The sequence below is a fragment of the Magnetospirillum sp. genome (genome assembly GCA_027532905.1).
In the GTDB taxonomy this organism is placed as follows: Bacteria; Pseudomonadota; Alphaproteobacteria; order CACIAM-22H2; family CACIAM-22H2; genus Tagaea.
This window is the reverse complement of the sequence record JAPZUA010000001.1, coordinates 768018-790707: the sequence shown is the minus strand read 5'-3', so window position 1 is coordinate 790707 and position 22690 is coordinate 768018. Positions and strand designations below refer to the sequence as shown.

The 22690-nt window shown below is 66.7% G+C and carries 20 protein-coding genes; 6 read left to right on the top strand and 14 right to left on the bottom strand.

Going from position 1 to position 22690, the window contains the following annotated elements:
- Positions 1–37: 37 nt before the first annotated feature.
- A complete protein-coding gene (locus O9320_03785) occupies positions 38–940 on the top strand; it encodes a PfkB family carbohydrate kinase (protein ID MCZ8309949.1) in 903 nt (300 codons plus the stop codon).
- Positions 941–995: 55 nt separating this feature from the next.
- On the opposite strand, the gene O9320_03780 is transcribed toward O9320_03785, so the two are convergent.
- The 4 genes from O9320_03780 to O9320_03765 all read right to left on the bottom strand — a co-directional run bounded on the left by O9320_03780 (position 996) and on the right by O9320_03765 (position 5841).
- Complete coding sequence (locus tag O9320_03780; protein ID MCZ8309948.1) at positions 996–2807, bottom strand: calcium-binding protein; 1812 nt, start codon at positions 2805–2807, stop codon at positions 996–998.
- Between the two features lie 169 nt (positions 2808–2976).
- Positions 2977–4215 carry a calcium-binding protein gene (locus O9320_03775; GenBank protein MCZ8309947.1) on the bottom strand — a complete coding sequence of 413 codons (1239 nt, stop codon included), beginning with the start codon at positions 4213–4215 and terminating at the stop codon, positions 2977–2979.
- 210 nt (positions 4216–4425) lie between these two features.
- Complete coding sequence (locus tag O9320_03770) at positions 4426–4764, bottom strand: Hpt domain-containing protein (protein ID MCZ8309946.1); 339 nt, start codon at positions 4762–4764, stop codon at positions 4426–4428.
- An 84-nt stretch (positions 4765–4848) separates the two neighbouring features.
- Positions 4849–5841 carry an NAD(P)-dependent oxidoreductase gene (locus O9320_03765; protein ID MCZ8309945.1) on the bottom strand — a complete coding sequence of 331 codons (993 nt, stop codon included), beginning with the start codon at positions 5839–5841 and terminating at the stop codon, positions 4849–4851.
- 62 nt (positions 5842–5903) lie between these two features.
- Between O9320_03765 and O9320_03760 the strand changes: the two genes are divergently transcribed.
- The gene (locus O9320_03760) at positions 5904–7055 is read left to right on the top strand and encodes a DUF3095 family protein (protein MCZ8309944.1); all 1152 of its coding nucleotides are present in this window, start codon (positions 5904–5906) and stop codon (positions 7053–7055) included.
- A gap of 3 nt (positions 7056–7058) precedes the next feature.
- On the opposite strand, the gene O9320_03755 is transcribed toward O9320_03760, so the two are convergent.
- From O9320_03755 to O9320_03740, 4 genes are all read right to left on the bottom strand, one after another.
- Positions 7059–7823, bottom strand: coding sequence for an SDR family NAD(P)-dependent oxidoreductase (locus O9320_03755; GenBank protein ID MCZ8309943.1), 765 nt, complete (start codon positions 7821–7823; stop codon positions 7059–7061).
- A gap of 41 nt (positions 7824–7864) precedes the next feature.
- The gene (locus tag O9320_03750) at positions 7865–8383 is read right to left on the bottom strand and encodes a hypothetical protein (protein ID MCZ8309942.1); all 519 of its coding nucleotides are present in this window, start codon (positions 8381–8383) and stop codon (positions 7865–7867) included.
- The gene (locus tag O9320_03745; protein ID MCZ8309941.1) at positions 8380–10311 is read right to left on the bottom strand and encodes a hypothetical protein; all 1932 of its coding nucleotides are present in this window, start codon (positions 10309–10311) and stop codon (positions 8380–8382) included. The genes O9320_03750 and O9320_03745 overlap by 4 nt, the downstream gene beginning before the upstream one ends.
- 155 nt (positions 10312–10466) lie before the next feature.
- The gene (locus O9320_03740; GenBank protein ID MCZ8309940.1) at positions 10467–11015 is read right to left on the bottom strand and encodes a hypothetical protein; all 549 of its coding nucleotides are present in this window, start codon (positions 11013–11015) and stop codon (positions 10467–10469) included.
- 69 nt (positions 11016–11084) lie between these two features.
- Here O9320_03740 and O9320_03735 point away from each other — a divergent pair, with 69 nt between their 5' ends.
- The 4 genes from O9320_03735 (at position 11085) to O9320_03720 (ending at position 15505) form a co-directional block, all read left to right on the top strand.
- The gene (locus O9320_03735; GenBank protein ID MCZ8309939.1) at positions 11085–11786 is read left to right on the top strand and encodes an alanyl-tRNA editing protein; all 702 of its coding nucleotides are present in this window, start codon (positions 11085–11087) and stop codon (positions 11784–11786) included.
- Positions 11787–11872: 86 nt separating this feature from the next.
- Entirely contained in the window at positions 11873–12688 is an 816-nt protein-coding gene (locus tag O9320_03730) for a ferritin-like domain-containing protein (protein MCZ8309938.1), read from the top strand.
- Between the two features lie 108 nt (positions 12689–12796).
- A complete protein-coding gene (locus tag O9320_03725) occupies positions 12797–13789 on the top strand; it encodes an ABC transporter substrate-binding protein (GenBank protein MCZ8309937.1) in 993 nt (330 codons plus the stop codon).
- Positions 13790–13810: 21 nt separating this feature from the next.
- A complete protein-coding gene (locus O9320_03720; GenBank protein ID MCZ8309936.1) occupies positions 13811–15505 on the top strand; it encodes an iron ABC transporter permease in 1695 nt (564 codons plus the stop codon).
- Here the strand turns inward: O9320_03720 and O9320_03715 are convergent.
- The 6 genes from O9320_03715 to gpmI are packed head-to-tail and all read right to left on the bottom strand — an operon-like array spanning position 15502 to position 22553.
- Positions 15502–16569, bottom strand: a complete 1068-nt coding sequence (locus O9320_03715; protein MCZ8309935.1) for an ABC transporter ATP-binding protein — start codon at positions 16567–16569, stop codon at positions 15502–15504. The genes O9320_03720 and O9320_03715 overlap by 4 nt on opposite strands.
- Positions 16557–17048 (bottom strand): RNA pyrophosphohydrolase, encoded by a 492-nt coding sequence (locus O9320_03710; GenBank protein MCZ8309934.1) that lies wholly within the window; start codon positions 17046–17048, stop codon positions 16557–16559. Before O9320_03710 ends, O9320_03715 begins: the two co-directional genes overlap by 13 nt.
- 1 nt (position 17049) lies before the next feature.
- Complete coding sequence (locus tag O9320_03705) at positions 17050–18408, bottom strand: divergent polysaccharide deacetylase family protein (protein MCZ8309933.1); 1359 nt, start codon at positions 18406–18408, stop codon at positions 17050–17052.
- Positions 18409–18437: 29 nt separating this feature from the next.
- Entirely contained in the window at positions 18438–19769 is a 1332-nt protein-coding gene (locus O9320_03700; GenBank protein ID MCZ8309932.1) for a S41 family peptidase, read from the bottom strand.
- A gap of 58 nt (positions 19770–19827) precedes the next feature.
- Entirely contained in the window at positions 19828–20991 is a 1164-nt protein-coding gene (locus O9320_03695; protein MCZ8309931.1) for a peptidoglycan DD-metalloendopeptidase family protein, read from the bottom strand.
- Positions 20988–22553, bottom strand: coding sequence for a 2,3-bisphosphoglycerate-independent phosphoglycerate mutase (gene gpmI, locus O9320_03690; protein MCZ8309930.1), 1566 nt, complete (start codon positions 22551–22553; stop codon positions 20988–20990). Before gpmI ends, O9320_03695 begins: the two co-directional genes overlap by 4 nt.
- Positions 22554–22690 lie beyond the last annotated feature (137 nt).

Here is a 22690-nt window from a genome sequence, read left to right as displayed (position 1 = left end):
AGGGCCCGTTTTGGAGTCGCGAGCTGGAAAAAAACAAATGACGATGTCGCCTAAGAAGCGTTTGGTTGCCGTGGGTGCGGTGTGCGAAACGTCGATCTATCGTGTCGATGCGGTACCCGCCCCGCCGGCCAAAGCGCTTGCAAGCGACGCCGCGCGCGTGGCCGATGGCATGGCGATCTCGGCCGCCTACAGCTTCGCCAAGCTCGGCGGGGCGGCGGCAGTCTGGGCACGGGTCGGCAACGATGCGCGCGGGGACTCGATCCGCACCGAGCTCGGGCAAGCCGGGCTCGACGTGTCGGAGATCCGCCCCGTCGCGGTCGGGCGCTCGTCGCATGCTTGCGTGATCGTCGATGCCGACGGCAAGCGCCTCGTAGTCCCGTTCCACGACAAAGGGCTCGATCCGTCGCCCGCATGGCTGCCGACGCAGAATCTCAAGGCCGCCGATTTTGTTTTGGCCGACGTGCGCTGGGTCGAAGGGGCGGAGACAGCACTTGCGGCCGCGCGCGCGCAAGGCGTTCCCGCCATGCTCGATGCCGATGTGGGCCCGCGCGAGATCCTGGCGCGCTTGGTGCCGCTTGCCGCCTACGCGGTTTTTTCGGATGCCGGGCTGTTCGCCTATACGGGCCTCGATGCGCTCGAGCCTGCGTTGCGCGCGGTCGCGGCGACGCATACGGGCCATGTCGGTGCGAGCTGCGGGGCGGACGGCTATTTCTGGCTCGAAGACGGTGCGATGCGCCATGTGCCGGCTTTGGCGGTCGAGGTCGTCGACACGCTTTCGGCGGGCGACGTGTTCCACGGCGCTTTGGCGCTGGGTTTGGCCGAAGGCATGGCGATGGCGCAGGCAGCGCGCTTTGCGTGCGTGGCCGCCTCGCTCAAATGCCGGCATTTCGGCGGCCGCTTGGGCTGCCCCACGCGCGCGGAAGTGGACGCCGCACTTTAAAACGCAAAACGGGCGCGCCCTTTTTCAAGAGCGCGCCCGCTTTGTCTTGTCGCGATCAGCCGAAGATGAAGTCTTGCGACGTCAGGTTCCCGGCCGAGAATCTTTCGAGCACGATCGAGTCGTTCGTGCCGAGCGTGATGACCGTGTTTTGGCCCTGCTGGGCGATCGACACGTCGGCGAAGGCGAGCGGCTGGTTGTCGGCCTTCCAGTAGCCCGACAGGTCGATCGCGTCGTTGCCGTTGTTGAAATCGCGGATCGTGTCGCGGCCCGAACCGGCCGTGAAGGCAAAGCGGTCGTCGCCCGTGCCGCCGGTCAGCGTGTCGTTGCCCGCGTTGCCGACGAGCCAGTCGTTGCCCGCTCCGCCGTTGACGCTGTCGTTGCCCATACCGCCGACGAACTGGTCGTTGCCGTTGCCAAGCGTGATGTTCGACGCAGCGTAAAGGCCGCGCAGCTCGACCGTATCGTTGCCGTCGGACTCGCGCGCCCCGCCGTCGTCGGCGTTCATGCCGAGCACGAAGCCCGCATGCGCCATTTCGACGAGGATCGTGTCGTTGCCCGCACCGCCCGAAATCCTGAAGTGCGAGAGCGGGCCGGTCGCTTCGTTGCTGTCGTTGTCCCAGGCTGCGCCGAACGAAATCGCGATCGTGTCGTCGCCTGCCCCGCCGCGCGCTTCGGCGACCCCGTCGGCATCGAAGATGCGGTCGTTGCCGTTGCCGCCATGCATCGTGTCCATCAGCCCTGCGTCGCCGACCAGCGTGTCGTCGCCGTTGCCGCCGTGCAGATAGTCGTTGCCGACGCCGCCGGTCAGCGTGTCGTTGCCGTCGTCGCCCGCGAGGCGGTCGTCGCCTTCGTCGCCGCCGATGAGGTCGTTGCCGTTGCCGCCGCCGAGCGTGTCGTTGCCGAGGCCGCCGGCCAGCACGTCTTCGCCGTTGCCGCCATAGACCTTGTCGTCGCCTTCGTCGCCGCTGACGCGGTCGTTGCCGTCGCTGCCGTGCAGATAGTCGTTGCCGGTCGAGCCGAAGATCGTGTCGTCGTCGTTGCCGCCGTGAACCGTGTCGTCGCCTTCGCCGGCGTTCAGCAGGTCGGCGCCGTCGCCGCCATGCAGCCAGTCGTTGCCGAGGCCGCCTGCGAGCGTGTCGTTGCCGTCGTCGCCCGCGAGGCGATCGTCGCCGTCGTCGCCGAGCAGCAGATCGTCGCCGTTGCCGCCGCCGAGCGTGTCGTTGCCGAGGCCGCCGGCCAGCGTGTCGTTGCCGTCGCCGCCATGGAGCGTGTCGTTGCCTTCGTCGCCGCTGAGGCGGTCGTCGCCTTCGCCGCCGTGCAGATAGTCGTTGCCTGTCCAGCCATGGAGCGTGTCGTTGCCGTCGCCGCCATAGACCTTGTCGTCGCCTTCGTCGCCGCCGAGCCAATCGTTGCCGTCGCCGCCGTGGATCGTATCGTCGCCAAGGCCGCCCCACACCGTGTCGTCGCCCGAGCCTGCATCCACGCGGTCGTTGCCCGCACCGGCCAGCACAAAGTCGTTGCCCGAGCCTGCCCACACCGAATCGTTGCCTTCGCCCGCGTAGATCGCGTCGTTGCCCGCACCGGCATCGATGCGGTCGTCGCCTTCGCCTGCGTTGATCAGATCGTCGCCAGCCCCGGACCAAATCGTGTCGTTGCCTTCGCCGGCATAGATCGTGTCTTTGCCGCCGCCCGTGCGGATCTGGTCGTCGCCGGCATTGGCGCCAATCAGGTTGTCGCCTTCGCGGCCGTTGATGAGGTCGTTGCCATTGCTGCCGTACAGCGTGTCCGCACCCAAGGTGCCGGTCACGCGCGCCGCGGTTTGCTGCCAGATCGCTTGGTTGAAGGTCGGGGTCGGGGACGTCGTCATGTGCTTTGGTCCTTTGTGGAAAGAAGATGGGTGGATTTATATCTAATTTTAGATAAAAGACAATAGAAATTTATTGGTATGCTGTAGAAAATTCTAAATATCTGAATAAAAAAGAGAAAGTCCTCTTTTCCCGAATTTGGAAAGAGCGGACTTTTGCGGGAAATCGGGTTTAGCCGAAGAAGAAGTCGCCGGCTCCGATCGACTTGGCCGAGACGTTCGAGAGCGTGATCGAGTCTGTCGAGCCGAGCGTGATGACCGTATTGTTGCCCTGCTGGACGATCGCCAGGCTCTCGAAGGAAAGGGCCTCGTCCTTCGCACCCAGATAGCCCTGCAGGTCGAGCAGGTCGCTGCCGACGGTGAAATCCGCGACCGTGTCGCGGCCCGTACCGTTGGCGAAAATGAAGCGGTCGGCCCCTTCGCCGCCGGTCAGCAGGTCGTTGCCCGCGCCGCCGGCGAGCCAGTCCGAGCCCGTGCCGCCGTTGACGTTGTCGCCGCCCTGGCCGCCCACGAAATAGTCGTCGCCGCCGCCCATCGACACGACGGAGTTGCCGTAGATGCCGGAGAGTTCGACATAGTCGTTGCCGTCCTGGTCGCTCGCCGAAATCTCGTCGGCGCGCATGTTCAAGAAGAGGTTGGCGTTGTCCATGGCCACGAAGATCGCGTCGTTGCCGTAGCCGCCCGAGATCTTGCCGTCCGAACGCGTCGTGCTGTCGGCGGCAAACGAAACCGCGATCAGATCGTCGCCGGCCCCGCCATGGGCGCCGAGCACGCCGTCATTGTCGAAAATGCGGTCGTTGCCGTCGCCGCCGAACATGCGGTCCTTGAAGCCTGCGTCGCCCACCAGCGTGTCGTCGCCTTCGCCGCCGTCGAGATAGTCGTCGCCCGACCATCCTGCCAGCGTGTCGTTGCCTTCGCCGCCGATGACGCTGTCGTCGCCTTCGTCGCCGCCCAGGCGGTCGTCGCCGCTGCCGCCTTCGAGCGAGTCGCTGTCGAAGCTGGCCCACACCGCGTCGTTGCCTTCGCCCGCGATCACGGTGTCCTTGCCCGCACCGGTATGGATCGTGTCGTTGCCGGCCCCTGCATCGATATGGTCGTTGCCCGCACCTGCGTGGACCCGGTCGTCGCCGCCGCCCGCAAAAATTTTGCTGTCGTAAGCCCTGTCGCCGTCATGCACGACGATCAGGTCGTTTTTGTCGCCCGCTTCCACGCTTTCGCCGCCTTTGACGTTGAGCACGCTCGCCGTGCGCAGCCATTCGGCATCGAGCTTTTCGGCCTCTTCGGCGGAGAGGATCTTTTCGTCCTGCGGGGCCTCGGCAGCTTCCTTTTCGCCATCGAACGACAGGACGATCGCGTCTTCGGAAGAGACGAGAAGCGGGTCGATATTGCTGTCGGTGGCGCGGTTGATCATGGCTGCGGGTCCTTGATTGATTGGTCCTGACAGCATTTGTATCAAATTTTAGCTAAAGATCAATCTTTTTTGTGAGAATTGAATTAGAATTTCGAATGATTTTCCAAGAATGCGAATATCAAATATATATCATATGGTTAAATCGACATTAACCATTTTGGGGCGTTTCTCTTGGCGCGAATGACGCCTGGAAGCGCCGAAAAAACGCGATCAGACACGGGGTACGACGATCCTGTCGAGGGCGTCGAAAGTCTCGGCGACGAGGCGGCGCAGCGTTTCGATCCGGCTGGCGGCCGCATCCGCCGAGAGAGTCGCCCCGGTCTGTTCGAGAATGCGGGCGGCCTCGGCCATTGCGACTGCCCCCACTTCGAGCGCCGAGCCTTTGAGCGCATGGGCGGCACGCGCGAGATCTTGTCCCAACAGCCCCGGCAAAAGATCGACGCGCCGCGCCACATCGCTTTTGAATTGCGCAACCACGCGTCCGACCGCCTCGTCGCCGATATGGGTGCGAAGCTCGGCCAACACGCTGGGATCGAAACCGCTGTTCATGGAAGCTACCGACAACAACAGAGTAACAAGCGCCGTTCGATAGCGCATCTGAGCGTACGAGTAAATCGATGCGTTTGCAGAAACTTAGGCGGGTGCGAAATCCGGATGGCGATCGAGCCATTCAAGCCACGCGGCGACCGTCGCCGAAACGTCGCGCGACGCTGCAAAGCCGATATCGGTGCCAAGCCGCGTGGCATCGAGCATTGCGCGGTCGTGCGGCGCGTAGAGATCGAGTGTGGCGTCCTGCGGAGCGTCGGCCAGCCGTGCCGCGAATTGCGGATAGCGCTGCTGCAAGGCCTGTGCGAATTCGAGCAGGCTTGCCGCGCGGCCCGCCGCCACATTGTAGACAGGTGCGAGCGGCTGGGGTGCAGCCAACACGCGCGCAACCGCCGCACCGATATCCGGCGCGTAGGTCCAGTCGCGAATGCCGGCACGCGGCAGCAGGCAGGTCCGCCCCTGGCGCGCGTGGCGCAGCAGCTCGAAGGGCGGCGACAGCGTGTCGCGCAGGCCTGTGCTGTATTCCCACGGCCCGAAGGCGGGGCCCACGCGCAGGCACACGGCATCGCCGCGCGCCGCGTCGCGCAAGCGCGCAAGGCTGCGCTCGGTCGTGTATTTGCTGATCGCGTAGAGCGAGTCGGGGATTGGCTCGACCGTTTCGGCCGTCGGCACCGTCCCATAGCCGGCCGAGCCGTAGACGGCGACCGACGAGAGATAGACAAAGCGCGCAAGTGCAGCACCTGCGAGCGCTTGGTAAAGGGCAACGGCCGCAACCGCATTGACGCTCAAAATGCGCGCCGCACTTTGCCGCTCGCGCTGCGGCCCGGCCGTGATCGCCGCCCCGTAGACGACGCGGCGCATTTTGTGTTCGCGCACCAATTCGACGAGGCTTTTTGTGTCGGCGGCGTCGCCGGTCGCACAGATGAGGCGGCCCGGCAATTTCGAAAAGTCGGTAAGGGCCGATGCCGGCGGCGCGTCGAGCGCGTGCAGCACCACGGCCTCGCCTTTGGCGAGCAGAGTTTCGACGATATTGAGGCCGATGAAGCCGCTGCCGCCGACGACGAGAATGGGACTGTCCATGCCGTCGATTTAACATGCCGCACGGATCGTGCAACACTGCCGCGGAAGAAAGGGGTGTCGCCATGGCATCCGTCGAACTGCCCCTGATCGCCGACTTCGCGCGCGAAGGTGCCGATCCTGCGCACTACGCGCGGCTGGCCGACGATTGGGCGCTGGCGGTGGCCGACATCGTCGGCAGCACGAAGCTCGCGGCCGCCGGGCGCGACAAAGACGTCAATTTCGTCGCCGGGGCCGCCGTTGCCGTCTTGAGCGAAGCCGTGCGCGACGCTGGCAGCCAAGTCGCCTGCCAATTTGGCGGCGACGGGGCGATCGCGGCCGTACCGCCCGCCCGCCTTGCCGATACGCGCACGGCGTTGGCCGCCCTCGCGCATTGGGCAGACGCCGAATACGGCATTGCACTGCGCGTGGGCCTCGTGCCCGTTGCGGCTCTCTACGCAAAGGGCTTCGACGCATTCGTGGCGCTCCAGGATTTCGGCAATCGCAATGCGTTCGGCCTGTTTTTGGGCGACGGCATCGTCGCTGCCGACGCATGGGTCAAACAGGATCCGCATTGGCAAGTGACGCCTGCCGAAGGGCCGCTTGCTGGCCTCGAGGGCTTGTCGTGCCGCTGGCAGCCGGTCGCCGCGCGTAACGGCGTGGTGCTGTGCGTGATCGCCGATCCGGTCGCTCCGGGTCGGGCGGGGCTTGCCGTGCTCGGCCGCGTGCTGGCGCAGATCGACGCGTGCACGCAAGGCCTCGATGCGGCCCCGCTCGGCGACGGCTCGCCGATCCAGCTGCGTCTGATGCCAAGCCTTGCCGCTTTGCGCTTGGAGGCGCGCGCAAGCCCGCGCGGCCAGCGCATCCAGCGTGTGGCAACGGCGCTGTTCGGCGCGTTCGTCGCCTATGTCGTGCATCTGTGCGGCGGCAAACTGGGGGCGATCGACATAACGCGCTATCGGCGCGACATGGCGATCCGCTCGGATTATCGCAAAGCCGCCGGCGGCCCGCGCCTGGTGCTCGACGTAACGCCGGATGCGGCATCGCGCATTGCGGCCGTGCTTGCGGCTTCGGAAGCGGCCGGCGAAATCCGCTTCGGCCTTGCGCGCGCCGATGCGACGACCATCACGTGCCTTGTCGGCGATTTTGCCGCCGACCGGCATGTGCATTTCGTCGACGGGGCCGGCCTCGGCTTCTGGCGCGCGTCCGAGATCCTGAAAGCCAAAAAAGCGGCTTGAGCTTCAGCCGCGGCCGATGAACGGCATTTTGCTCGCCATCACGGTCACGAACTGCACGTTGGCGTCGAGCGGCAGAGACGCCATATGCACGACCGTGCTCGCGACATGCGCCACGTCCATCGTCGGTTCGACCGCCATCGTGCCGTTGGCCTGCGGAACGCCTTTGGCCATGCGCGCCGTCATGTCGGTCGCGGCATTGCCGATATCGACCTGGCCGCACGCGATGTCGTAGCGCCGCCCGTCGAGCGAGGTGCTCTTCGTGAGGCCCGTGATCGCGTGTTTGGTCGCCGTATAGACGCCCGAGCCGGGGCGCGGCGCATGCGCCGAGATCGAGCCGTTGTTGATGATGCGCCCGCCTTGCGGGGTCTGCGCCTTCATGGCGAGGAAGGCCGCACGCGTGCAGTAGAACATGCCGTTGAGATTGACATCGACGATGCTGCGCCAGCGCGCAGGCTCGATTTCTTCGATCGACGTAGCGGGCAGGTTGGTGCCCGCATTGTTGAACAAGAGATCGACGCGCCCGAATTCAGCGACCGTCTTGGCGAACAGCGCGTCGACGGCTTTATCGTCGGCGACGTCGGTCGGGATTGCGAGGCAAGTGCCTTTGGCCAAGGCCTTGGTTTCGGCCAACGCATCGGCGCGGCGGCCCGCGAGCACCACTTTGTAGCCAGCCGCACTCAAGGCTAAGGCAACGGCGCGCCCCACGCCGGATCCGGCACCGGTAACGACGGCGACTTTGGCGGCGGCAGCAGTGTTGGACGAAGGCATGCGTGTTCTCCCGTATCGTGTTTTTTTGGTGTGCGCCGAGATTAGCCGTCGCTGCGGCTGAAATCGAGCTTGACGGTGGCGACGTTGGCGCCCCACTCGTCGACCAGCGTCTGCTGGCGTTCGCCGAGCGCCATCTTCTCGCGGTCTTCTTCGGCCTTGGCGATCCGGCGTGTGATGAGCGGAATGAAATAATAGAGACCGTACCCGATTGCAGCCCCCATGAACGGAAAGAGATAGGCGGGTGCGAACAGCAGTGGGTTTGCCTTGAACTGGCCCGTGATCGACAGCAGCACGAAGGGCAGCGCCCCCGCCATATTGAGCGTGCCGACGCACACCATGCCGCGGCGGTCGGGATCGTCGTCGATGAGGCCGATCGCCAGCGTGGGCAGGCACGCAACCGCGAAGTAGAACGCGATCATCGGCCAAGCGACCAGCAGGCCCACCAGCAACACGCCCGCCAGCAGCCATGCGGCCGGCGCCATGCGTCGCGCCCAGCCGGTCGAGCGCTGGCGTGCGCGCTCCATCGCGTTTTCGGTTGCCGAGCCCGTGCGCTTGCTCATGGCAGGTGCAGCGCCAGCACTGCGAAGAACGTCGCGAGCGACAAAGCGCCCGAAGCCAGCACGGCCGTTTCGCGCCCGCGATGCAGCGCTTGGCGCACGCGGTCGAGCATGATGAGGTCCGACTTGCTGAGCCGCTCGGTCGCAGATGCGTATTCGGTTTTTGCCGCCGTGAAGCCGCGCCCGTCGGCTTCGAGTGCCAGCCGGTCGTCGACGATGCCGAGCAGCGATTTGAGATCGCCCTGCGCGACCGATGCTTCGCTCTTCTGCGCGATCATCTGCTTGGTCGAAATGCGCTGGAACTGCTCGACTGTCGGGCGCACCAAGGCCGCACACTGGGCCGCCAGATTGGGCAGGCCGCCGATCATGTAGTTTTCCTGCAGATTTGAGAGCAGCCGTAGGGCCGCCAGGCGCTCTTCTTCGCTGGCAGTCCCGCCCATGAGGCCGCGCAGCGCCTTCTCGTCGGCGGCACCACGCGCCGACAGGAAGGCCGCGATGTGGCGGTCGAAGCCTTTGTTCGCCCCGTCGGCGATCGAGGCGTCGATCGCGGGCAGAATCTCGCCCGGGGCGTCGACCCATTGGTCGATGCAGGCTTGCGACAGGCACGGCAAGTTGGAATCGATTTCGTAGAGGCAGCGCTCGAGCCCGCCGCCGGGTGCCGCATCCATTGCCCAGCGCGACAGGCGCTCGTGCGAGGCGTGTTTGCGCCGCGGCCGCGCATTTGGATCGCGCTGCATCGTTTCTTGCGCGGTGAGCCATTCGAGATGCAAACCTGCGCGCATCAGCGCATCGAATGCCGGCAGCGAATCGCGGCGCGAAAGAAAGGCATGCGCCAAGGCTGGCCCCAGCCCGTCGGGTCGCGCCGAGGTGCCGGAGATGTGGATGGGCCCGGTCGGGTCGAGGGCGATGCAGGCGCGGCCGACAAGGGCCGGATCGCCGTCGCGCGCGGCCGGATTGTCGGGCCCGGAAATGGCGGCAACGCGCCGGGCGGCCCCATCGTCGGGCAGCGAGCGGCGCGCCCAGTCGGCAAGCACGCCCGAGCGCACGGCACCCGCCGCTTGCGCCGGGTTTGCGGCAAGGGCGAGCGCTATCTCGCGCGCTGTGCGAAAGAGGCGCGCTTCGAACAGGAAGGGCTCGCGCGCTTTGGCGATTTCGGTGAAGCGCGGAAGTGCCGGCCTGCCGCCGTCGGTCCATTTGGCAATCGTCGGCAGCGCCCAGCGCTCGGCCGGATCGTCGGCCAGCGTGCCGCGCAGGAAATCGAACAGTTCTGGCGGCGCGTTGAATTTGCCTGCAAGCGCTTCCCAATTGCCGACCGACAGGCGCTTTTGGATCACGGCCGCATCGTCGCTCTCGGCCATCGGCCAGCGGCCCATCGCAAGCGCCAGAACGGTCGCACCCAGCGAGAACATGTCGTCGCTGGAATGGCCGGGGCCGCGGCCGTAGGGATTGCAGATCGCCATTTCGATCGCTTCGAACTGGGCGGGCTGGCGCGAGCCCGCAGGGCCCACCGTGCACGGCCCCAGCATCAGCTTCGATTTGCCGAAATCGTACCAGAACACATTGTCGGGCCGGATCGCGCGATGGCTCACGCCGCGGCGCGCGAACTCCGACAAAGCCTGCACGACGGGGCGGATGAAGCTGCGGATCAGCGTGGTGGCGTCGATTGGCTGGATCGTCGCGTCGCGCCGCAGAAGCGGCGGGCCCGCAGGGGCTTCGTAGACCATCGCGTAGCGCCGCGTGCCGTCGGGCCAATCGACCGCACCGTGGTCGTACAGCCGTGCTACGCCGATCTGGTCGAGCCCTTTGATCTGCAGGCAGCCGGAAATGCGCGGCAATTGTTCGGGGCGCGCAACCAGAGCAACGCAGCCCGAGTCCGGCGCTGAGGCATCGGTCGCAACGAAGGCTTCGGCCGCAGGCGACGCCATGTCCATAACGGTCTGCGACGACCGTATTTTGAAACGATCGCCCAGGGCAACGTCCCGCCCCGAAACCAGGGCTGGGCGTTGTTCGGTGTTTTCGCCGCCGTCTGCCATATAAACTTAACCTTACCGCAATTCGGGTTTTTGCGACAGAAGAACGCGGAGGGTCAGGCTTCGGCCGCCGTCGCTTCGCCGCTTTCGATGCCGAGCGACAATTCGAGCATCGTCGGCGCCCGTTCGATGATTTCGCGCAGGATCTTCTCGGCAAGGTCGATGTCGTGCGCTGTTTCGGGGGCCACGCCGTCGGCAAAGGGCGGTTCGGACAGCGCGTTTTTTAGCGCGTAGATCGAGCGCAGTTCGCGCAAGAACACGTCCTTGGCGCCGAGCGGCAATTCGCGCACACTCGCCACGAGCCCCATGAGTTCGATCGACGTCTTGAGTTGGCGCGACATGTGCGCCACGCGCGCGGCCTGGAAGCGCGCGCCGAGCTGCGCACGCGCCGGCCCCTGCGGCAGGCGCTTCAGCCGATACTCGATCAGAATGCAGAAACTGTCGAAATCGCCGCACACGTCGGAGAATTTTTTGTAGTTGGCGAAACTCGAGCGCGCGACCTCCGATTTGGTGGCGGCGACCACTTCGCGCAATGTCGACGATTTTTCGTCGAGCGCGTCGAGGAAACGTTCGATTTCGGCTTCGAGGTTGACAGTGCGCGCCATGGCGGCGGACTCTCGCTTTTTGGCGCCCCCCGTCAAGTGTTTATCGCAAATTCCAAGAGGATTGCCCCCGTGACCGAGGAACTTTTTCGCGAAGACGCCTATTTGAAGACCGCCACCGCACAGGTGATTGCGGCCACCCCTGCCGGCATCGTGCTCGACCGCACGATCTTCTATCCGATGGGCGGTGGCCAGCCCGGCGACACCGGCACGCTGGTGCGCGCCGACGGTACGCGCCTTGCGATTGCCGATACGCGCAAAGGCGAAGGGGGCATTCTGCATATTGCGGCTGAAGGCCAGGCGCTGCCTGCGGCGGGCGAACCGGTGACGCTGGAAATCGACTGGGCGCGTCGCCATCGCCATATGCGCATGCATACGGCCCTGCATTTGCTGTGCGCGGTGGTGCCGGCAGGCGTCACCGGCGGTCAGATCGGCGCCGACCGTTCGCGCCTCGATTTCGACCCCGGCGAGGTCGTGTTCGACAAGGCGGCGATCGAAGCCGGCCTCAACCGACTGATCGCCCAGGACGCGCCCGTGGCCCCGCGCTGGGTCGAAGAAAGCGAATTGGATGCGCGGCCCGAGCTCGTGCGCACCATGTCGGTGCAGCCGCCGCGTGGGGCCGGCCGGGTGCGCTTGCTCGACATTGCGGGCGTGGATTTGCAGCCTTGCGGCGGCACGCATGTGGCGCGCACCGGCGAAATCGGCGCGGTTGTCGTCGAAAAGATCGAAAGCAAGGGCAAGCGCAATCGCCGGGTCGTTCTTGCTTTGGTATAGGTCCTTGAAATAGCGACGCCTATTCCGCATATAAGGGGTTACCGCCCGATTTGTTTCAGCCCCCTTGCGGACGCGTATTGCCGATCATGGCCCACTGGACGCTCGACGACATCGATTGGACCGCTTTTCGTCGCGACCAAGTCGACCCCGACCTGTTGCGCGTCGCCAAGGCGGCAGCTTTGGTCGAACACAACGGGGCCGACTACGCGGTCTATTTGAACAACGTGTTCGCGGACGACCCGGACATCCGTCCCGAAATCGACATGTGGGCGCGCGAGGAAGTGCAGCACGGGGCCGCTTTGGCGCGCTGGGCGCAGATGGCCGATCCGGCGTGGGATTTTGCCGCAGCCTTCAAGCGCTTTACCGACGGCTACAAGCTGCCGCTCGATGCCGCAACCTCGGTGCGCGGCAGCCGCACGGGCGAACTGATCGCGCGCTGCATCGTCGAGACGGGGACGAGCTCCTACTATTCGGCGCTAGCCGACATTTCGCACGAGCCGGTCTTCGAGCAGATCTGCCGCCGCATCGCGGCCGACGAGTTGCGCCACTACAAGCTCTTCTACACGCACATGCGCCGCTACCAGAGCACCGAGAATCTCGGCCGCTGGGGCCGGGTATGGACAGGGCTCGGTCGCATTGCGGAATCGGAAGACGACGAACTCGCCTATGCCTACTACGCGGCCAACCAATGGCCCGCCAAATACGACCGCAAGACGAGCGCCAGGGCCTATGCGCGCCGCGCCTATTCGGTCTATCGACGCGCGCATGTCGAGCGCGGAGTCGGCATGGCGCTCAAAGCGGTGGGGCTGTCGCCGCAAGGCTGGCTGCATCGCGGCTTGGCCGCGTTCGCGGCCCGCGCCATCGCCACGCGTGCACGCGTGCTTGCGCGTGCAAATGCCTGAGTGCATTCGTAATTCCCAAGTTTTGAGGAGCGGCTTCATCAAGCTGTAACGCAGCCCGTGTAGCTGGATGCCGCGTCTTTCATCCGATTTCGCCAGGAGACACCCCTTATGCACCCGATTTTCGCCGGCCTTGTCGGCCTTGCCGCCGCCGTCGCCGTTCCGTTTGCCGCCGCCCAAGCGCAAAGCCCAAGCGGGCGCCTGACGCTCTACACCTCGCAGCCCCAGGCCGATGCCCAGGCCACGATCGACGCGTTCCGCCGTGTCCATCCGCAAGTGGAAGTCACGTTCGTGCGCGACGGCACCACGCAGCTTATGAACCGCCTGCAGGCCGAGTTCGTGGCCGGCCAGCCGCAGCCCGACGTGCTGCTGATCGCCGACGCGATGACGATGGAAGCCCTCAAGCGCGAAAATCGTCTGTTGGCGTATCCGGGCGCCAAGACCGACGGTCTGCCCGCAGGCAGCCACGACGCCGAGAAGACCTATTTCGCGACCAAGCTCATCACGACGGGCATCGTCTACAACCGTGCCGCGCCGATGAAGCCCGAAAGCTGGGCCGACCTCGCCAAGCCCGAAGCGCGCGGCCAAGTGCTGATGCCGTCGCCGCTGTTCTCAGGGGCGGCCGCCATCCATATGGGGTCGGTCGTCGCCACGCCGGGTCTGGGTTGGAGCTATTTCGAAGCGCTGCAGCGCAACGGGGCGCAGGCCGCGCGCGGCAACCCGGCCGTGCTCGAAGCGGTTGCGGGCGGCCAGAAACTCTACGGCGTGATCGTCGATTTCATGGCGATCCGTGCGCGCGAACGCGGTTCGCCGATCGAGTTCGTGTTCCCGAAGGAGGGTGTGACCTTCGTGACCGAGCCGGTCGCGATCCTGCGCACCGCGCGCAATCAGAATGCCGCGCGCGCCTTCGTCGATTTCCTGCTCAGCGCCGACGGCCAGGGCCTTGCCGCAAGCCAAGGCATGCTGCCCGCGCGCGGCGACGTCACACCGCCGCCGGGCTTCCCGGATTTGGCACGCGTGCCGATGATGAAGAGCGACATCGCGGCCATCCTGCGCGACGACGAGCGCAACAAGGAACGCTTCGCCGACCTGTTCGGCCGCTAAGCCGGACGGCGACCGCCGGCGATGTCGCGCGCACAGACGGCGGTCGAACGTTTCTGGCTCTTCGGCCTTGCAGCCTTGGTCGGGCTGCTGGCCTTGTGGCCGCTGCTGCGCTTGGGCTACGAAGCCGTCGCCCCGCGCGGCGGCGGCTTCGACCTTGCGATCGCCACGCGCATCCTGTCGGCACCCTCGACCTGGAATGCGGCGTGGCGCACGCTCGAAACGTCGCTGCTCGGCACCTTCGTTTCGCTCGTCCTCGGCGCAGGCTTTGCCCTGCTCGTGGTGCTGACCGACATCCGCGCCAAGCATGCCTTGATCTTTTTGTTCGTGCTGCCGCTGGTTGTTCCTTCGCAGATCGCGGCCTTGGCCTGGCTGAACATGGCGGGCCCGCAAAGCGCGTTGTTGGGCGCTTTCGGCCTTGCCCCGCCGCCGGGCTCGGCCAACCCGATGCTGGGGCGCGGCGGCATTTCGTGGCTGCTCGGGCTCGAGCACGCACCGCTCGTGTTTCTGGCCGTGCGCGCGGGCTTGCTTGCACTGCCGCGCGAGGCGATCGAGGCTGCACGCGCGTGCGGGGCATCGCACATGCGCACCCTTGCCACGATCGTGGCACCGATGCTGGCCCCGGCGTTGCTCGCAGGCACGCTGCTGGCGTTCGTGTCGTCGGTCGGCAATTTCGGCACGCCCGCTTTGCTCGGCATTCCGGTCGGCTACAACACGCTTGTCACGCTGATCTACCAACGCTTGGCCGGGTTCGGCACGTCCGTGCTCGCCCAAGCGGCCGTGCTGTCGGCGATCATCGGCGTGTTTGCGCTTGCCGTCTTGTGGCTGCAGGGCCAAGCCGCACGCCGGTTCGATGCGCGCATTCTGGGCGCAAGCCAACGACCCGGAATTGTGGCGCTGGGCCGTGCGCGCGGGCTCGTCGAGGCGGGCGTGTGGGGGTTGTTGATCTTGATTTCGGTCGTGCCGTTTGTCGCCTTGCTGGCAAGCGCGCTTGTGCCGGCGATCGGGGTGCCGTTGGGGCCGGACACGGCAAGCTTCGCCGCCTTCGGCGAAGTGCTGCGCCAGCCTGTCGTCGCGGCGGCGTTCGGCAATTCGTTTTTGCTGTCGGCGATCGCGGCCGTCGTCTGCGTCGGTGTGGCCTTGCCGCTCGGCTATCTCGCGGCTTGGCGGCCGAATGCGCTTGTGCGCGCCGTCGGTGCGGTGGCTGAGCTGCCCTATGCGCTGCCGGGCATCGTGCTCGCGATCGCCTGCATCCTCACCTTCATCCGCCCGCTGCCGCTGCTGAACGTGTCGATCTACGGCACGCTGTGGATCATCGCGATCGCCTATGTCGCGCGCTTTCTGGTGCTGGCCTTGCGCCCCATCGCAGCGAGTTTTGCGCAGATCGATCCCGCACTCGACGATGCGGCCGCTGCCGCCGGTGCCGGTTTTGCGTATCGCCTGCGCACGGTGGCGTTGCCCTTGGCGGCACCGGCGGCAGGTGCTGGGGCCATTCTCGTTTTCTTGACGGCCCTCAACGAGCTCACCGTTTCGGCGTTGCTGTGGTCGTCGGGCTCGCAGACGCTGGGCGTAATCGTGTTTTCACTGCAGGAAGGCGGGGATTCGCCGCTCGCGGCAGCGGTCTCGATCGTCGCGATCGGCGTCGTCGTCGCCTTGATGGGCGTGCTGTCGCTGCTCCGGCACCGCCTGCCGCCAGGCACCTTGCCCTGGACGGCCTAACCGGGAAGGACCCAACCGTCTTTGGGGGCAAGGTTGAGCGTGTCGCCCGGCTGCGGGCGCGGCCCGTCGCCGAGTACTGCGCGCAAGTTCGTGTCGGGTTCGGCGAGCGGAACTGCCGCGATCTCCCACGCCCCGCCGATATAGGCCGCATGTGTGACGCGCACGCCAAAACCATCGGCGGCCGGTGCGAGATTTTCGGCGCGCAGCACAAGCTTGCGCGGCCCCGGTGCGCAGGCCGCCGAAGCGCGCACGCGCACGGACGCGCCGAAGATCTCGACCTGTGCCGCCCCATTTTCGTTGGCGGTCATGTGCGCGCCGACCACCATTCCGCGACCGACGAAGCGTGCGACGGCTTCGTTGTCGGGCTCGCGATAGAGCGTGCGCGGATCGGCGAATTGCAGCAGGCGGCCCGCTTCGAGCACGGCGATGCGGTCGGCCAGCGCCATCGCCTCGGCCTGGTCGTGCGTCACGTAGAGCATCGTGGCTTCGGTCTTGGCGTGGAACGAGGCGAAGCTTTCGAGCATGCTCGCGCGCAGATGGATGTCGAGATTGGCGAGCGGTTCGTCGAGCAAGACGAGGGCCGGGTCCATCGCCAGGCAGCGCGCGAGCGCCACGCGCTGGCGCTGGCCGCCGGAAAGTTCGGCAGGCTTGCGCGTCTCGAAGCCTGCGAGATCGACACTCTCGAGGGCGGCGGCCACGCGCGTGCGGATGGTTGCCTTGTCGAGCCCCGCCACGGCAAGCGCATAGCCCACATTGCCCGCCACATCCATGTGCGGCCACAGCGCGTAGGATTGGAACACGATGCCGACCTTGCGCGCCTCGGGCGGCACATGCGTGGCGGGCCCCGTGAGGAGCCTGTCGCCCAGCCGGATGGTGCCCGCATCGGCCGTCTCGAAGCCTGCGACCATGCGCAGCAAGGTCGACTTGCCGCAGCCCGAAGCGCCGAGCACGGCCACAAGCTCGCCCGCGTTGATCGCCAGCGACACGCGGTCGAGCGCTTGGATGCGGTGTCCGGAAGCGGCTGCGAAGTTTTTCGAAATTCCGTCGATCGTCAGGGCGTGCATGGTGAGGCGTGTTTAGCGACGAACGGCGACAATTCGGCGACAATCTGCGCATAGAGATCGCGTTTGAACGGCACGATCAGATCGGCCAGATGCGAAAGCGGCACCCACCGCCAGCTCGAAAACTCGGGCGTGTGCGCATCGAGCCTGATGTCGCCGTCCCGGCCCAGAAACTTGATCGCATACCATTTCTGGCGCTGGCCTTTGTATTGCCCGCGCCACATCGTGGCCGCCAGATGTTCGGGCAGGTCGTAGGCAAGCCAGCCGCGCGTGGCGCCGACCACGCGCACATGCGTAACGCCCGTTTCCTCGGCGAGTTCGCGCAAGGCTGCTGCCTGCGGCTCCTCGCCCGCATCGATGCCGCCTTGCGGCATCTGCCAGGCACCGGGCGCATCGCTGCGCTCGCCCACAAACGCAAGGCCCGTGCGGTCGAACAGCAGAATGCCGACGCCCGGGCGATAGAGGGGCGACGGCGCTGCCATCTTAGGGGCGCACCGAAGGCGGCGGCGGCGGTCCGCCGGCGGCCGGGGCTGCAGCGGTCGCGGCAAGGGCGGGCTGGCGATTGACCACCGCCGAGACGGGGGCAATCACGAAGCCGCGCGCTTCGATCTGGGCGAGCCAATTGATGAGCCGCTCGAACGTGACGGGATAGGTCTGCGCAATGCCAAGCGCTGCCCCGTTCTGGCGCGCAAGTCGCTCGAGATCGGCGAGTGCTCGGTCGATCGCGGGGCGCGAGGCTTCCTGGTCGATCAGCCGGTCGGCATAGGCGCGCGGCAGGCCCACGTCGTCGGCGATGCGCACGGCAACCGAGTTCGTGGCCGTGCGCGCATCGACCATCAGCAGGCCGCGCTGGAACAGCCGGTCGATGACCGGGCGCATCGCGTCGGCGGACGCCGTAAAGCGCGAGCCTTGCGCGTTGATGACGCCGACATAGCCTTGCGCGCGCTCGAGCGTCCAGGTCAGGCGTTCGAGATTCTGGCGCCCCGTGAGGGCCGTCAGCAGCGTCTGCGGGCCGGGGTCGGTATTGGGGAAATCCGTCGGCTCCATCGGCAGGCTCAGCAGCACCTCGTGCCCTGCCGCCCGCGCGAGGGCCACCCATTGGGCAAGCCCGTCCGCATAGGGCGTAAAGGCGAGCGTGATGCCGCCGCCGAGATTCTGGATGGCGGCATTGGTCGCCGCTTGGCTTTTGCCGAGATCGACGATCACGATCGCGATGCGCGGGCGCTTTTCCTCCGGATCGAAGGGTCGCGCAAAACGCACCCAAGTGGGTGCCGCAACGTCGCGCGGCGGCAATGCGGGCGGCGGCGGGCGTGCGACGGCGACGTTCGCCGGCGCTGCCGGGGTTGGCCGAACCGCCGCGGGCGGTGCGGGTTCGGGGGCGGCAACTTGTATGGGCGGCCGTGCCGGGCCCGGCGCTGGTGGGGGCGGGGTCGCGGACGGCGGGGCTTCGGCAACCGGTGCAGGCGTCGGCGGCGTTGCAACTGCCGCTGGCGGCGACTCAGGTGCGGGAGCGGGCGCCGGTTCGGGTTGGGCGGCCGTTGTGGGAAATGTGGGCGTTGGGAATGCCGGTACGGGAAGCGGTATGGATGGCGATGCGGCCGGTGCGGGCGCAGGCGCGAGCGGTGCGGGTGGCGGGACTTCCGCCGCCGCCGTCTCGACCGGCGGCAGGTCGATTTGGGCGGCGATCGGCGTGCCCAAATCGATCGCCTCGGGCGGGTTCACGTTCGAATAGACGACGAAGCCGCCGATGCCGAGCACCAGCAAGGCCCACGCAACCCCCAGCGCCGACGGCCCGCTCCGGGCGGGGTCCGTCGATGTGGGCTTGGGATCGCGCGCGGCCATGCCGGTCGGTCGCTCCTTGAGGCGTATCCTCAGTTCGTGCGCTGATTGTAGAGGGCAAGACCCCGCAGCAAATCGAAAGCGCGGCTCAGCTGGTAGTCTTGCGTGCTCTCCTGCTGGCGCTCTTCGTTTTCCGGGGCCGGCGTTGCGGCGGGCGGCGTTGCGGCCGGCGTTTCGCCGCCTTGGGGGTTGCGCAAAGCGCCGCGCAGATCGGCTTCGCGCCGCTGCGAGCCTTGCGGTGTCGCTTCGATGCGGGCGGCTTCCACAACGATGTCGGGATCGATGCCTTGCGCTTGGATCGAGCGACCCGACGGCGTGAAGTAGCGCGCCGTCGTCAAGCGAATGGCACCTTGGTTGCCGATCGGGCGGATCGTCTGGACCGAGCCTTTGCCGAAGCTGCGCGTCCCCAGCACGATCGCGCGGCGATGGTCTTGCAACGCACCCGCGACGATTTCCGAGGCCGAGGCGGAGCCGCCATTGATCAGCACCACCAGCGGCATGCCGTTGAGGATGTCGCCCGCGCGCGCGTTGAAGCGCTGGGCTTCGTCCGTGCGGCGACCGCGCGTCGAGACGATTTCGCCGCGCTCGAGGAACGCGTCCGAGACCGAGACCGCCTGGTCGAGCAGGCCGCCCGGATTGTTGCGCATGTCGAGCACCAGACCCTTGAAGCGCGGCCCGAGCTGCTCGCGCATGCGCGTGACGGCGTTGCGCAAGCCCGTGTCGGTCTGCTCGGTGAAGGAGGTGATGCGCACATAACCGATCTCGCCTTCGATGCGCGAGCGCACCGACTGCACGCGGATCACGGCCCGGTTGAGCGTGACTTCGAAGGGCGCTGCGTCGCCGCGCCGGATCATGATCTTGATCGGGCTGTTGACGGGCCCGCGCATTTTTTCGACCGCTTCCTGCAGCGACAGGCCGAGCACCGGCTCGCCGTCGAGCTGCACGATGAGGTCGTTGGGGCGCAGCCCTGCGCGCGCTGCGGGCGTTTCGTCGATCGGCGAGACGACCTTCACGAGGCCGTTTTCCATCGTCACTTCGATGCCGAGGCCGCCGAATTCGCCGCGCGTCTGCACCTGCATGTCGCGGTAGGAGCGCGCATTGAGGAACGAGGAGTGCGGATCGAGGGCCGTCAGCATGCCGTTGATCGCATCTTCGATCAGCTTGCGGTCGGGCACTTGCTCGACATAGTCGTTGCGCACAATCTCGAAAATTTCGCCGAACAGATTGAGCAGGCGGTAGGTCTCCGACGAGGCGCCCGTCGCAGGGGCTTGCGGCGCTTGTGCGGCAGCCGGAACCGCGTAGAGGGCAGGCAGGACTGCAAACGCGGTTGCGAAGGCAGCGGCGGCGATCTTGCGGGCGAACATTCGAAGGTCCTTTCCGCGTCCGCCACGATGGCGGACGTCCAAATTCTTTTCGCGGCTCTTAGCGCCGCGCACTTGTCCCGGCCGTCTGCAACCAGGGCGTGGGATCCACCGGCTGTCCGTTGCGCCGAAGCTCGAGATAGAGCACCGGCATTCCGCGATCGTCGATCCCCGCCCGGCCGACCGGTTCGCCCGCCGTGACGGTTTGCCCCACCGCAGCGTCGATTCGGCTCAACTGTGCCAGGATCGAATGATACCCGCCGCCGTGTTCCAGGATCAAGATTTGCCCGTAGCCGCGAAAAGTCCCGGCAAAGGCCACCGTTCCGTCGGCCGGGGCTACGAGGCTGGCCGCCTCGCGCGGTTCGATCGTGAGGCCCCTGGATATCTGGCCGCCCGGCTGCGCTTGGCCCCAATTCTCGACGATCCGGCCGCGCACCGGCCAGCGATAGGCCGGCAGGGCCTGCAGGTCGGCGGGGGAAACGGGGGCGCTGCGCGCATTGGCGCGCGCATTTTGGGGCGAAATTGCGGGGGCTGGCTCGAGCCGGCCCAGCAATTCGGCCGATTCGCGCCCCAGTCTTGCGATGCGGGCGGCGGTATCGCCGCGCTCGTCGGCAAGGCGCGCGACTGCGCGTGCGCGTGCGGCAAGGGCCGTTTCCAGTTGCGCGCGTTCCTGGGCGAGGTCGGCCAAGGATTTGGCAAGGGCGGTGCGGGTCTGCAGATGGGCTTGGCGCGCGGCCGTGAGGGCCGCAAGCTCGTCTTTGAGCGCATGCGCTTGGCGCTCCAGCGTGCCGACCATGGCACCGACGAGGGTGGCGGTGCGCGCCGCCTCGAGCGGCGTGGCGGGATCGAGGGCGAGCGCTTCGGGCGGCTGGCGGGCGAGCCGCTGCAGGGCACCGGCCAGTGCCGCGATCTCGCCGCGGCGGTTGGCGATGGCGGCTTCGCGCATTCCCCGCTCGGCGTCGATTTCGGCCAAACGCAGCTCGAGTTCGCTTGCCTCGTCCTCGCGCGCCATGGCGGCGGCGGCGGTACTGCGGGCGGCTTCTTGCAGCTTTTCGAGTTCGCTTTGCTCGGCCGTCGCCCGGCGCTCGAGCGTGCTCGCACGGGTGCGCTCCTGCTCGATCTGGCGTTCGATCTGGCGCACCTGCTCGCCGCGTTCGGCAGCGTTCTGGGCATAGGCCGGGGATGCCGCCAGCAAGATGCCGAAAGCGGCGGCCGCACGTCTCATTCGGCTGAAACGGGTGGTTGCAGCAGCGAATGGCCGGTCATTTCGGGCGGTACGGCAAGCCCCATCAGTTCGAGGATCGTCGGGGCGACGTCGGCAAGCTTGCCGTCGGCAAGATGGACGGGCGCATTGCGGCCCGGCCGCGTGCCGCCGACGAGATAGACGGGAACGGGGTTGAGCGTGTGCGCCGTCATCGCCTGGCCCGACGCCGGATCGCGCATGCATTCGCAATTGCCGTGGTCGGCCGTAACGAGCAAGGCCCCGCCTTGCGCTTCGACGCTGCGTGCCAAGCGCCCGAGGCACGCATCGACGGTTTCGACCGCCTTGATCGCGGCCCGCAGATCGCCCGTATGGCCCACCATGTCGCAATTGGCGTAGTTGACGACGATGAGGTCGTAAAGGCCCGCATCGACGGCCGCGACGAGCTTGTCGGTGAGTTCCACCGCCGACATCTCGGGCTTGAGATCGTAGGTCGCGACCTTGGGCGAGGGCACCAAAATGCGCGCCTCGCCCGGCAATTCGGCTTCCGCCCCGCCGTTGAAGAAGAAGGTCACGTGCGCGTATTTCTCGGTTTCGGCGATGCGCAATTGTTTGAGCCCGGCCGCCGACACGACCGACCCCAGCATATTGTCGAGCGATTGCGGGGCGAACAGGGCGGGCATATGCGCCGACAGCGTGTCCGAATAGGCGACAAGCCCGAGTGTGGCCGCAAAAGCGGGCATGCGGCGGCGCGCAAAACCGTCGAAACCGGGCAGCAGCAGGGCGTCGAGAATTTCGCGCGCGCGGTCGGCGCGGAAATTGGCCATCAAGAGACCGTCGCCCGCGGCCATGCCCTTGTAGCCGCCGAGGCTGGCGGGAAGCACGAATTCGTCGGTCACGTCGGCGGCATAACTCGCCGCCAAAGCCGCCTGCCAATCGGCAAAACGCGGGGCTTCGGCATCGACCAGGGCAGCGTAGGCCAACGCCACGCGGTCCCAGCGTTTGTCGCGGTCCATGGCGTAAAAGCGCCCGGCGAGGGTTGCGAGCGACGTGTTCGGCAAAGGGGCGATGTCGGCCGCGAATCTTTCGAGATAGGCCTCGGCACTCTTGGGCGGCGTGTCGCGCCCGTCGAGGAAGGCGTGCACGACAACCGGCACGCCCGCGGCGGCCAGAATGCGCGCCAGTGCCGCCATATGGTCTTGATGCGCATGCACCCCGCCCGGCGAGAGCAGGCCCAGCAGATGCGCCGTACCGCCGGTCTTTTTGAGAGTTTCCACGAAAGCCAGCAAACCCGGCATGGCTGCGAGGGTGTCGTCCTCGATGGCCGCGTCGATGCGCACCAGATCCTGCATCACCACGCGGCCGGCCCCCAGATTCATGTGCCCGACTTCGGAATTGCCCATCTGGCCGGTCGGCAGGCCGACATAGCGCTCGGAGGCCTGCAAAAAGGCCGGCGCATGCAGGCTGGCGAACCGGTCCAGATTCGGCGTGCGGGCTAGGCGGATCGCGTTGTCGGCGCGCTCGACGCGATAGCCGAAGCCGTCGAGCACGCAAAGAATCACGGGGCGGCAAGTCGGTGCGGTCATGTCATCCATCTAGCGCGTGTTCGCTGTCGACGGGAGGGTGCGTTTGCAAAATGCAAATCGATGCTTCGAGGTATCCACTCTATGACATTTTGACGCAGCCGCCTTCAAGATACGCTGGAATCGTAGGACGATTCGCG